Source organism: Mycobacterium sp. E2497, from assembly GCF_001668695.1.
Taxonomy (GTDB): domain Bacteria; phylum Actinomycetota; class Actinomycetes; order Mycobacteriales; family Mycobacteriaceae; genus Mycobacterium.
In genome coordinates this window covers 1-13,021 of sequence record NZ_LZKD01000025.1, presented here as the reverse complement: position 1 = coordinate 13,021, position 13,021 = coordinate 1, and the positions used below count along the sequence as shown (strand labels likewise).

The following is a 13,021-nucleotide window of genomic DNA, read 5'->3' as shown; positions in this document are numbered from 1 at the left end:
TGGTTCATGTCAGATCGCGTCATCCTGGCGTATTCCGGCGGACTGGACACGTCGGTCGCGATCAGCTGGATCGGCAAGGAAACCGGCCGCGAGGTGGTGGCGGTCGCGATCGACCTCGGCCAGGGCGGCGAGGACATGGAGGTCGTCCGCCAGCGGGCCCTGGACTGCGGCGCGGTGGAAGCCGTCGTCGTCGACGCCCGCGACGAGTTCGCCGAGGGCTACTGCCTGCCCACCATTTTGAGCAACGCGCTCTACATGGACCGCTACCCGTTGGTGTCGGCGATCAGCCGGCCGCTGATCGCCAAGCACCTGGTGGCGGCGGCCCGCGAGCACGGCGGCACCACCGTCGCGCACGGCTGCACCGGCAAGGGCAACGACCAGGTCCGGTTCGAGGTCGGATTCGCTTCGCTGGCACCGGATTTGGAGGTGCTGGCCCCGGTCCGCGACTACGCGTGGACGCGGGAGAAAGCGATCGCATTCGCCGAAGAGAACGCCATCCCGATCAACGTCACCAAGCGCTCGCCGTTCTCCATCGACCAGAACGTGTGGGGACGCGCGGTGGAAACCGGCTTCCTGGAACATCTTTGGAATGCGCCCACCAAGGACATCTACGCCTACACCGAAGACCCCACCATCAACTGGAACACCCCCGACGAGGTGATCGTCGGGTTCGAGCGCGGCGTCCCGGTGTCCATCGACGGCAAACCGGTGTCGGTGCTGGCCGCCATCGAGGAACTCAACCGCCGCGCCGGCAGCCAGGGCGTCGGCCGCCTGGACGTGGTCGAGGACCGGCTGGTGGGCATCAAGAGCCGCGAGATCTACGAGGCCCCCGGGGCGATGGTGCTCATCACCGCCCACACCGAACTCGAACACGTCACGCTGGAGCGCGAGCTGGGCCGCTTCAAGCGGCACACCGACCAGCGCTGGGCCGAACTGGTCTACGACGGGCTCTGGTACTCCCCGCTGAAGACCGCGCTGGAGGCGTTCGTCGCCAAGACCCAGGAGCACGTCACGGGCGAGATCCGAATGGTGTTGCACGGCGGGCACATCGCGGTCAACGGCCGGCGCAGCGCGCAGTCGCTCTACGACTTCAACCTGGCCACCTACGACGAGGGCGACAGCTTCGACCAGTCGGCCGCCAAGGGCTTCGTCTACGTGCACGGGCTGTCGTCCAAGATCGCGTCCCGCCGGGACCTGGCCACATGACCGCGAGCGACCGTGTCTGCACGACGACACGCCGCATTGTGCGTACAAACGCGGTCGCTCGCGCGGGGGCGAGGGCCGAAGCGTGAGCACGCGCGAGGGGTCGCTGTGGGGCGGGCGGTTCGCCGACGGCCCGTCGGACGCGCTGGCGGCGCTCAGTAAGTCCACCCATTTCGACTGGGTGCTGGCCCCCTACGACATCGTCGCCTCGCGGGCCCACACCGTGATCCTGTTCCACGCCGGGCTGCTCACCGCCGAGCAGCGCGACGGGCTGCTGGCCGGGCTGGACAGCCTCGCCGAGGACGTGGCCGACGGCAGCTTCGCGCCGCTGGTGACCGACGAGGACGTGCACGCAGCGCTGGAGCGCGGGCTGATCGACCGGGTCGGCCCCGACCTGGGCGGCCGGCTGCGGGCCGGGCGGTCGCGCAACGACCAGGTGGCCACCCTGTTCCGGATGTGGCTGCGCGACGCGGTGCGCCGGGTCGCCGACGGGGCGCTGCAGGTGGTGGCCGCGCTGGCCGCCCAGGCCGCCGCGCACCCGACGGCGATCATGCCGGGCAAGACGCACCTGCAGTCCGCCCAGCCGGTCCTGCTGGCCCACCACCTGCTCGCGCACGCGCACCCGCTGCTGCGCGACGTCGACCGCATCGTCGACTTCGACCGGCGCGCGGACGTGTCCCCGTACGGCTCGGGGGCGCTCGCCGGCTCGTCGCTGGGGCTGGACCCGGACGCGATCGCCGCCAAGCTGGGATTCAGCACCGCCGCGGACAACTCCATCGACGCGACCGCCGCCCGGGATTTCGCCGCCGAGGCCGCGTTCGTCTTCGCGATGATCGCCGTGGACGTCTCGCGGCTGGCCGAGGACATCATCCTGTGGAGCTCGACGGAGTTCGGCTACGTCAGGCTGCACGATTCGTGGTCCACCGGCAGCTCGATCATGCCGCAGAAGAAGAACCCGGACATCGCCGAGCTGGCCCGTGGCAAGTCCGGGCGGTTGATCGGCAACCTGGCCGGGCTGCTGGCGACGCTGAAGGCCCAGCCGCTGGCCTACAACCGCGACCTGCAGGAGGACAAGGAGCCGGTGTTCGACTCGGTCGCCCAGCTGGAGCTGGTGCTGCCGGCGATGGCCGGCCTGGTGGCCAGCCTGACGTTCGACGTCGAGCGGATGGCGGCCCTGGCCCCGGCCGGCTACACGCTGGCCACCGACATCGCCGAATGGCTGGTGCGCCGCGGGGTGCCGTTCCGGGCCGCGCACGAGGCTGCCGGGGCCGCGGTGCGCGCGGCCGAGGGGCGCGCCGTCGGACTCGACGAGCTCACCGACGACGAGTTGGCCGCCATCAGCCCCGAGCTGACGCCCCAGGTGCGGGAGATCTTGACGGTCGAGGGCTCGGTGTCGTCGCGCGATCGGCGGGGCGGCACCGCGCCCGCCCGGGTCGCCGAGCAGCTCGAAGCCGTCTTGGCCCGCAGCGAGGAGCTCGGCGCGCGGCTCGGCGGCCGCGAATCATGACGTCCATTTACGCTCCGGTCAATTCCAATCCGACTAGAATTCCGGCTGAAGCGATGCGGCTGAACCTGTCATGCCGGATCCTCGTCATCAAGGGGTGGGACCAATGAGCGTCGTCGCGGGCGTGTCCGGTGCCTTGCCGCCGTATCGCTACTCCCAGCGAGAGCTCACCGACTTCTTCGTCGGCATCCCGGACTTCGAGGGCTACGAGGACATCGTCCGGCAGTTGCACGCCAGCGCCAAGGTCAACAGCCGCCACCTGGTGCTGCCGCTGGAGCGGTACCCCACGCTGACCGACTTCGGCGTGGCGAACCGGATATTCATCGACAACGCCGTCGACCTGGGCTGCGAGGCGCTCTCGGGCGCGCTCGACGAGGCGGGGCTGCGGCCGCAGGACCTGGACGTGCTGATCACGACGACGGTCACCGGCCTCGCGGTGCCCTCCCTGGACGCCCGGATCGCCGGGCGGCTGGGGCTGCGCGACGACGTCCGCCGGGTGCCGCTGTTCGGCCTGGGCTGCGTGGCCGGGGCCGCGGGCGTGGCCCGGCTGAACGACTACCTGCGCGGAGCGCCGGACGCCGCCGCGGCACTGATCTCGGTCGAGCTGTGCTCGCTCACCTATCCCGGCTACAAGCCGTCGCTGCCCGGCCTGGTCGGCAGCGCGCTGTTCGCCGACGGGGCGGGCGCGGTGGTGGCCGTCGGCGAGCGCCGCGCCGAACGGATGGCCGCCGGCGGGCCCGCGATCCTGGACTCGCGCAGCACCCTGTACCCCGATTCGCTGCGCACCATGGGCTACGACGTCGGCGCGGCCGGCTTCGAGCTGGTGCTGGCCAAGGACCTGGCCCAAGTGGTCGAGGAGCACATCGAGCGGGACGTCACCGGCTTCCTCGGGGAGCACGGGCTGACGACCACCGACATCGGCGCCTGGGTCAGCCATCCCGGCGGCCCGAAGATCATCGACGCGATCAACGCGAGCCTGGGCCTGCCGCCGGACGCCCTCGAGCTGACCTGGCGTTCGCTGGGCGAGATCGGCAACCTCTCGTCGGCGTCGGTGTTGCACGTGCTGCGAGATACCCGGGCCAAGCCGCCACCCAGCGGCAGCCCCGGCCTGATGATCGCGATGGGTCCGGGATTCTGTTCCGAGCTCGTCCTGCTGCGCTGGCACTGACACCCAAGGCGTTGCTTTTGTCTGCCTTCGGAGAAACCTCGTGATGACATTTCCTTGCCCGGGCCGCGTTTCATGACCGGCGACTCCGACGAGCTGGTCAGGGCGCTCCGCGCGGCGCTGAAGGACAACGAGCGGCTGAAGCGCGAGGCCCGCGAATACCTCGCCGCGGCAACCGAACCCGTGGCGGTGGTCGGCATGGGCTGCCGGTATCCGGGGGGCGTGGATTCGCCGGAGGCCCTGTGGCAGATGGTGGTCGAGGGCCGCGACGTGGTCTCGGAATTCCCGGCGGACCGCGGCTGGAACCTGGCCGGCCTTTTCGATCCCGACCCCGACGCGGTGGGAAAGTCCTACGCCCGGTGCGGGGGCTTTTTGGCCGACGTCGCCGACTTCGACGCCGCCTTCTTCGGCATCGCGCCCAGCGAGGCGCTGGCCATGGACCCGCAGCAGCGCCTGCTGCTCGAGGTGTCCTGGGAGGCGTTGGAGCGGGCCGGGATCGACCCCGCCGAGCTGCGCGGTTCGGCGACGGGCGTGTTCGCCGGGATCTTCCACGGCTCCTACGGCGGCCAGGGCCGGGTGCCGGGACACCTGGAGCGCTACGGGTTGCGCGGATCCACGCTGAGCGTGGCGTCGGGCCGGGTGGCCTACTCGCTGGGCCTGGAGGGCCCGGCCATCTCGGTGGACACGGCCTGTTCGTCGTCGCTGGTGGCGCTGCACCTGGCGGCGCGGTCGCTGCGCGCCGGCGAATGCGACCTGGCGCTGGCCGGCGGCGTGACGGTGATGGCCACCCCGGCGATGTTCATCGAGTTCAGTCGGCAGCGGGCGCTGGCGGCCGACGGGCGTTGCAAGGCGTACGCCGGCGCCGCCGACGGCACCGGCTTCTCCGAGGGCGTCGGCGTGCTGGTGCTGGAACGGGTGTCCGACGCGCGCCGGCACGGGCATCAGGTGCTTGCGCTGCTGCGCGGGTCGGCGGTCAATCAGGACGGCGCCTCCAACGGGCTGGCGACGCCCAACGGGCCCTCGCAGCAGCGGGTGATCCGGGCCGCGCTGGCCGACGCGCGCCTGCGCGCCGCGGACGTGGACCTGGTGGAGGGGCACGGGACGGGCACCACCCTCGGGGATCCGATCGAGGCGCAGGCGGTCTTGGCCACCTACGGCCAGGACCGGCCGGCCGACCGTCCGCTGTGGCTGGGGTCGATCAAGTCCAACATGGGCCACACTTCGGCGGCGGCGGGCGCCGGCGGGGTGATCAAGATGGTGCAGGCGGTCCGGCACGGGCTGATGCCCAAGACGTTGCACGTGGATGTGCCCACGCCGCACGTGGATTGGTCGGCCGGCGCGGTGTCGCTGCTGACCGAGGCGCGGGAGTGGCCCGCGCAGGACCGGCCGCGCCGCGCCGGGGTGTCGTCGTTCGGGATCAGCGGCACCAATGCGCACGTCATCGTCGAGCAACCACCGCTGGAGCCCGAAAGTCCCGCGCCGGCCGGCGATGACGCGCCCGCGCCGTGGGTGCTGTCGGCCCGGTCGGCCGACGCGCTGGCCAACCAGGCGTCCCGGTTGCTGGCGCGGGTGCACGACGACCCGGGTGTGCGGGCGGTCGACGTGGCCTGGTCGCTGGTGTCGACGCGGTCGCTGTTCGAGCACCGCGCCGTGCTGGTCGGGGACCGTGAGCGCCTGCTGGCGGGGCTGGCCGACCTGGCTGATCTCGCCGCCGGCGCGCCGGGGGCGGGTGCGGTGGTGGGCCGGGCGCAGCCGGTCGGCAAGACGGTGTTCGTGTTTCCCGGTCAGGGCTCGCAATGGGTCGGCATGGGATCCGAATTGCTCGACAGCTCACCGGTTTTCGCCGAACACCTGCAGCGCTGCGAGAAGGCGCTCGCCGAACACGTGGACTGGTCGTTGGTCGACGTCATCCGCGGGGCGCCCGGGGCGCCCGGACTGGACCGGGTGGACGTGGTGCAGCCGGCCCTGTGGGCGGTGATGGTGTCGCTGGCGGAGTTGTGGCGATCGCTGCGGGTGGTCCCCGACGCGGTGATCGGCCACTCGCAGGGCGAGATCGCGGCGGCGTATGTGGCGGGGGCGCTGTCGCTGGAGGACGCCGCCCGGGTGGTCGCGCTGCGCAGCCGGCTGTTGGTGGGGTTGGCGGGCGCGGGCGGCATGGTGTCGCTGGCCTGCGGGGTGGCCCGGGCCGAAGAGTTGATCGCCGGGTTCGGCGATCGATTGAATGTGGCTGCCGTCAACGGTGTTTCGGCGGTGGTGGTGTCCGGTGAGGTGGCGGCGCTCGACGAGTTGACGCGGCGTTGCGAGGGCGGCGACGTGCGGGCCCGCCGGATCGACGTCGACTATGCCTCCCACTCCCGGCACGTCGACGCCATCAGCGCGGCGCTGGCCGAGGCGCTGGCCGGGATCGAGCCGCGCTCGTCCTCGGTCACGCTGTTCTCCACCGTGACCGGTGAACCGCTGGACACCGCGGGGCTGGACGCCGACTACTGGTTCCGCAGCATCCGGCAGACGGTCCAGTTCGAGCGGGCGGTGCGCAACGCCTGCGGCTCCGGGTACGGCGTGTTCGTGGAATGCAGCCCGCACCCCGTGCTGCTCGCCGCCGTGGAGGAGACGCTGGCCGATTGCGGCCGCGACGCGTTGGTGGTCCCCTCCCTGGGTCGCGACGACGGTTCGCTGCAACGGTTTTGGCTTTCGGCGGGTCAGGCCCACGTGGCCGGCGTGCCGGTGGACTGGCGGGCCGGCATGGCCGGCCTGGGTGGGCGGCGCGTGGAGTTGCCGACTTATGGGTTTGTGCGGCAACGGTTTTGGCTGCCGGGCGGAGCGACGGGATCGGGTGACGTGGCAACGCTGGGGCTGGCCGGCGCGCGGCACGCGCTGCTGGGCGCGGTGCTGGCGCGGCCCGACTCCGGCGGCGTGGTGCTCACGGGCCGGCTGTCGACGGCCGCCCAGCCGTGGCTGGCCGACCATGCGGTGGGCGGCACGGTGTTGTTCCCCGGCGCGGGGTTTGTGGAGCTGGCGATCCGCGCCGGCGACGAGGTCGGCTGCGGTGTCCTGGAGGAGTTGACGTTGTCGGCCCCGCTGGTGTTGCCGGCCGCGGACGGTGTCCAGGTGCAGGTGGTGGTCGGCGCGGCGGCCGAGTCGGGGCGTCGCGAGGTGTCGGTGTATGCGGCCGGCGCGCAGTCGGAGTGGGTGCTGCACGCCCAGGGCCTGTTGGGCGCGGCGGCGGTGGCGCCGGCCGCGGACATGTCGGTGTGGCCGCCGGTGGGGGCGACGCCGGTGGAGGTGGGCGACGCCTACGCGCGGCTGGCGGAGCGGGGCTACGAGTATGGCCGGGCATTCCGCGGCCTGCGGGCGATGTGGCGGCGGGGCGACGAGATCTTCGCCGACGTCGCGTTGCCGGACGACGCCGGTGCGACGGACGGTGGCTTCGGCATGCACCCGGTGTTGCTGGACGCGGCGCTGCACGCGATCGGCGTGGCCGCCGGGCAGGGCCAGACCGTGTTGCCGTTCTCCTGGCAGGGGGTGTTGTTGCACGCGGCGGGCGCAGCGCGGGCGCGGGTCCGGATAACACCCTCCGGTGCCGGGGCGGTGTCGGTGGAACTGGCCGACGGCTCCGGGCTGCCGGTGTTGTCGGTGCGCTCGCTGGCGATGCGTCCGGTTTCGGCCGAGCAGCTTTCGCTCGCGGCGGCGCCTGCCGAGGGCTTGTTCGAGGTGGCGTGGTCGCCGGTCGCCTTGAGCGGCAACGGCTTCGACCGGGACGTCACCGTGTGGGGGCCGGGCGCGCACGGCGGCGACGTGGTGCGCTCGGTGCACGCGGCCACCACCGAGGCGCTGGGCGCGCTGCAATCGTGGTTGGGCGAGGCCGGGTCACCGGTGGTGGCCGTGCAGACCCGCGGCGCGGTGGCGCTCCCCGGTGAGGACGTCACGGACCTGGCCGGCGCGGCGGTGTGGGGGTTGGTGCGCTCGGCGCAGGCCGAGCACCCGGGCCGGGTGGTGTTGATCGACTCGGACGGATCGCTCGACGCGCGGGCGGTGATCGGCTGCGGCGAGCCGCAATTGGCGGTCCGCGACGGCGTGGCGTACGCGGCCCGGATGCGGCCGGCGCGCAGGGGATCGGTTCTGCGGCTGCCGCCCGGGGGCTGGCGGCTGGACGCCGGCGCCGGCGGCACGCTGGAGGACCTGGTGGTGAGCCCTTGCCCGCCGGTGGAATTGGACGCCGGCCAGGTCCGGGTGGCGGTGGCCGCGGTCGGGGTGAACTTCCGGGACGTGCTGGTCGCCCTGGGCATGTATCCGGGCGGTGGCCGGCTGGGGGCCGAGGGCTCGGGCGTGGTGGTCGAGGTGGGTCCCGGTGTGACCGGGCTCGCCGTCGGTGACGCGGTCATGGGGCTGCTCGGGGTGGTCGGGTCCGAAGCCGTGGTCGATCAGCGGGTGGTGACCCGGGTGCCGGAGGGTTGGTCGCTGGTGACGGCGGCGGGTGTGCCGGTGGTCTTTCTCACCGCGCTCTACGGGCTGTCGGAGCTGGCGGGCCTGCGTGCCGGCGAGCGGGTGCTGGTGCACACCGCCACCGGCGGGGTGGGGATGGCCGCGGTCCAGCTGGCGCGGCACTGGGGTGCGGAGGTGTTCGCCACCGCGAGCCGCGGCAAGTGGGACACCCTGCGCGCCATGGGATTCGACGACGACCACATCGGCGACTCGCGGACGCTGGAGTTCGAGCAGAAGTTCTCGGCCGCCACCGGCGGGGCCGGTGTCGATGTGGTGCTCAATTCCCTGGCGGGCGAGTTCACCGACGCGTCGCTGCGGCTGCTGGCCCCCGGCGGGCGCTTCATCGAGATGGGCAAGACCGACGTCCGCGATCCGCACGAAGTCGCCGAACGGTACGGGGGCGCGCGGTATCGCGCCTTCGACCTGATGGAGGCCGGCGAAGACCGCACCGCCGCGATGCTGGCCCGGATCGTGCAACTGCTTCACGACGGCGCCGTGAAACCGTTGCCGCTCAAGACCTTCGACGTCCGCTGCGCCTCGGCGGCCTACCGGTTCGTCAGCCAGGCCCGGCACGTCGGCAAGGTCGCACTCACCGTCCCGTCCGGGCCCGGCGCGGTGCTCAGTGGGTGTGGCGGGCTCGCCGGCGGCAGCGTGGTGATCACCGGCGGCACCGGCATGGCCGGCTCGGCTGGCCCGCCACCTCGTCGACCGGTATCGCGTGGCCCACGTGGTGCTGGCCAGCCGCGCCGGCGCCGGGGCCCCGGGGGTCGCGGAGCTGGTGGATCGCCTGCAGGAGGCCGGCGCCCGGGTGACGGTGGTGGCCTGCGATGTCGCCGACCGCGACGCGGTCGCGGCGATGCTGGCGCAGATACCGGACGAATATCCGCTGCGCGCTGTGGTGCACGCGGCCGGCATCCTCGACGACGGGCTGGTCTTGTCCCTGACCCCGGATCGGGTGGATGCCGTGTTGCGGGCCAAGGTCGACGGCGCCTGGCACCTGCACGAGCTGACGCGCGAACAGGATCTGTCGGCGTTCGTGGTGTTTTCGTCGATGGCCGGAATCGTGGGCACTCCCGGCCAGGCCAACTACGCCGCCGCCAACAGCTTCCTCGACGGGCTGGTCGCGTACCGGCGCGCGCACGGGCTCCCGGGCCTGTCGCTGGCCTGGGGCCTCTGGGAGGAGGCGTCGGCGATGACGGCCCATCTCGGCGAACGCGACAAGGCCAGGATGAGCAGGCTCGGGATCGCGCCACTGTCCACCGAGCAGGCGCTGGAGTCGTTCGACGCCGCGATGCTGGTCGAGGCTCCGGTGCTGATGGCCGCCCGCCTGGATCGGGTCGCCCTGTCCGACAACGCCGCCGCGCTGCCCCCGCTGTTGAGCGAGCTGGCCGCCCGCACCACCCGCCGCGTCATCGACGACGTCGACACGACCGCCCTGATGACCGGGCTCGCGGCGCGCCTGCACGGCTTGGCCCCCGAGGCGCGACAGCGTGAGCTGGTCGACCTGGTCCGCGGCAACGCGGCTACGGTGCTGGGGCTGCCGAATCCCGCCGACATCAACGCGGGCCGCGCGTTCCAGGATCTTGGCTTCGATTCGCTCACCGCCGTCGAGCTGCGCAACCGGCTGAAAACCGCCACGGGGCTTACGCTTTCACCCACGCTGATCTTCGACTATCCCACGCCGTCGGTGCTGGCGGAGCACCTCGACGGTCAGCTGTCCGCCGGCCCGAGCGACCAGCCGGACCTGATGGACCGCTTCACCGACATCACCCGCGAACTGCAGGCCCTGCTGGCCCAGCCCAGTTGGGACGCGGGCGCCAAATCGGCGCTGCGGGCCCGGCTGCACAACCTGCTCGCCACCCTGGACCCCGACGATCACCCCGACCCCGAAGGCCTGGACGCCGACCTCGATGCCGCCACCGAAAGCCAACTCTTTGCCATCCTCGATGAAGAACTCGGCCGCTGAGACCACGATGCCGGACACCTCGCAGCACGTCGACTACCTCAAGCGACTGACGGCCGATCTCAGGCGGGCGCGGCGACGCGTCTCGGAGCTGGAGGGCCGGCTGTCCGAACCGATCGCGGTGGTCGGCATGGCGTGCCGCTACGCGGGCGGGGTGGATTCGCCGGAAGCCCTGTGGCAGTTGGTCAATGAGGGCCGCGACACGGTGTCGGACTTCCCGGCGGATCGGGGCTGGGACGTCGAGGGGCTGTACGACCCGGATCCCGACGCGGCGGGCAAGATGTACACCCGGCAGGGCAGCTTCCTGCGCGACGCGGCGGACTTCGACGCCGGGTTCTTCGGTGTAGGGCCCAGCGAGGCGCTGGCGATGGATCCCCAGCAGCGGTTGATGCTCGAGATCTCGTGGGAGGCGTTGGAGCGGGCCGGGATTGACCCGCTGGGGTTGCGGGGCTCGGCGACCGGCGTGTTCGCCGGCGTCATCCATGCCGGTTACGGCGGCGAGGTGAAGGGCGAGCTGGAGGGCTACGGGCTGACCGGTTCGACCCTGAGCGTGGCGTCGGGGCGGGTGTCCTATGTGTTGGGGCTGGAAGGCCCCGCGATGTCGATCGACACGGCGTGTTCGTCGTCGTTGGTGGCGATGCATCTGGCCGCGCAGTCGCTGCGCTCCGGGGAGTGCGACCTGGCGCTGGCCGGCGGTGTCACGGTGATGGCCACGCCCGCCGCGTTCGTCGAGTTCAGCCGCCAGCGGGCGCTGGCGCCGGACGGCCGGTGCAAGGTGTACGCCGGCGCCGCGGACGGGACGTCGTGGTCGGAGGGCGCGGGCGTCCTGGTGCTCGAGCGGCTGGCCGACGCGCGGCGGATGGGGCATCCGGTGCTCGCGGTGCTGGCGGGTTCGGCGGTGAACCAGGACGGCGCCTCCAACGGTCTGACCGCGCCCAACGGGCCGTCGCAGCAGCGGGTGATCCGGACCGCGCTGGCCAACGCCGGGCTGACCGCCGCGGACGTCGACGTGGTCGAAGGCCACGGCACGGGAACGGTGTTGGGTGACCCGATCGAGGCCCAGGCCCTCCTGGCCACCTACGGGCAGGACCGGCCGGCGGACCGGCCGCTGTGGTTGGGGTCGATCAAGTCCAACATCGGTCACACCTCGGCCGCGGCGGGGGTGGCCGGGGTGATCAAGATGGTGCAGGCCATGCGCCACGGGGTGATGCCCAAGACGCTGCACGTGGATGTGCCGTCGCCGCATGTGGATTGGCAGTCGGGCGCGGTGTCGCTGTTGACCGAGCCACGGCCGTGGCCGGCCCGCGACGGGCGCCGCCTGGCGGGGGTGTCGTCGTTCGGGATCAGCGGGACCAACGCCCACGTGCTCGTCGAGCAACCCCCCGCGGACTCCGAAGCCGTTGCGGCGCGGGGTGACCGGCCGGACACGGTGGTGGCGTGGGTGATCTCGGCCCGCTCGCCCGACGCGCTGGCGGCACAGGCCGCGCGGCTGTCGGCCCACCTGGACGCCGAGCCGGACCTGCACCCGATGGACGTGGGCTGGTCGCTGGCCACCACCCGGGCGGCCCTGGACCACCGCGCGGTGCTGGTCGGCGGCGACCGCGACACCCTGCTGGCGGGGCTCGCGGGCGTGGCGTCGGGGGAGCCGGGCCGGGGGGTGGCGGTCGGGCGCACGCGCGCGGCCGGTAAGCGGGTGTTCGTGTTTCCCGGTCAGGGCTCGCAGCGGCTCGGGATGGGGCGGGACCTGCACCGGCGCTCCCCGGTGTTCGCCGAGGCGTTCGACGAAGCCGTGGCGGCGGTGGACGCCCACGCCCGGCTGCCGCTGCGCGACGTGATGTGGGGCGGTGACCCGGAGTTGTTGCAGAGCACGGAATTCGCCCAGCCGGCGCTGTTCGTGCTCGAGGTCGCCCTGGCGGCGCTGTGGCGGTCGTGGGGCGTGACGCCCGACGTGGTGATCGGCCACTCGGTGGGGGAGATCGCGGCGGCCTGCGTGGCCGGGGTGTTGTCGCTGCAGGACGCGGCGCGGGTGGTGACCGCCCGCGGCCGGCTGATGGCCGCGCTGCCGGACGGCGGGGTGATGGTGGCGGTGACCGCCGCCGAGGCCGACGTCGCGCCGCTGCTGAACGGCGGCGTGAGCATCGCGGCGGTCAACGGCCCGGACGCGGTGGTGCTGTCCGGTGACCGGGCCGCCGTGACGGCCGTGGCGGACCGGCTGGCCGAGTGCGGGAGGCGGGTGCGGCAGCTGGCGGTCTCGCACGCGTTCCACTCGTCGCTGATGGAGCCCATGATCGAGGAGTTCTCCGCGGTGGTGGCCGCGGTGTCGCCCAGCGCGCCGCGAATCGAGTTGGTATCCAACGTGACCGGGCGACTGGCCGGGCCCGGATACGGGTCCGCCGACTACTGGGTCGAGCACGTGCGCCGTCCGGTGCGGTTCGTCGACGGGGTGCGGTGCGCCGAATCGCTGGGCGGCGGCGCGTTCCTGGAGGTGGGTCCGGGCGCGGCGTTGACGGCCGCGGTGGAGCAGTCGCTGGCGGCCGAGCCGGCCGTGTCGGTGGTTTCGATGCCCAAGGACCGCCCCGAAGTCGACTCGCTGCTGCTGGCGGCCGGGCAGCTGTTCGCCTCCGGCGCCGACGTCGACTGGGCCGCGGTCGAGAGCCGGCCCGGCCGCCCGAATCGGGCCGCTCCACCACCGCGCCCAACAGGG

General features: G+C 72.8%; 4 protein-coding genes and 1 pseudogene. All 5 read left to right on the top strand.

The features are described from left to right. The first annotated feature begins 6 nt into the window (after positions 1–6). Complete coding sequence (locus A5713_RS01780; RefSeq protein ID WP_068059828.1) at positions 7–1,206, top strand: argininosuccinate synthase; 1,200 nt, start codon at positions 7–9, stop codon at positions 1,204–1,206. A gap of 82 nt (positions 1,207–1,288) precedes the next feature. Continuing rightward, positions 1,289–2,710 (top strand): argininosuccinate lyase, encoded by a 1,422-nt coding sequence (argH, locus tag A5713_RS01775; RefSeq protein ID WP_068091915.1) that lies wholly within the window; start codon positions 1,289–1,291, stop codon positions 2,708–2,710. Between the two features lie 103 nt (positions 2,711–2,813). Beyond that, the gene (locus tag A5713_RS01770) at positions 2,814–3,875 is read left to right on the top strand and encodes a type III polyketide synthase (protein WP_067917044.1); all 1,062 of its coding nucleotides are present in this window, start codon (positions 2,814–2,816) and stop codon (positions 3,873–3,875) included. A 72-nt stretch (positions 3,876–3,947) separates the two neighbouring features. Continuing rightward, a pseudogene (locus A5713_RS01765) lies at positions 3,948–10,320 on the top strand (SDR family NAD(P)-dependent oxidoreductase). Between the two features lie 7 nt (positions 10,321–10,327). Beyond that, the coding region (locus A5713_RS01760) for a type I polyketide synthase (RefSeq protein ID WP_197516270.1) at positions 10,328–13,021 on the top strand (2,694 nt) is incomplete at its 3' end.

Excerpts from the sequence above, each read along its gene's own strand:
- A5713_RS01780 (WP_068059828.1), top strand. The coding sequence starts at position 7 with ATGTCAGATCGCGTCATCCTGGCGTATTCCGGCGGACTGGACACGTCG.
- A5713_RS01770 (WP_067917044.1), top strand. The coding sequence starts at position 2,814 with ATGAGCGTCGTCGCGGGCGTGTCCGGTGCCTTGCCGCCGTATCGCTAC.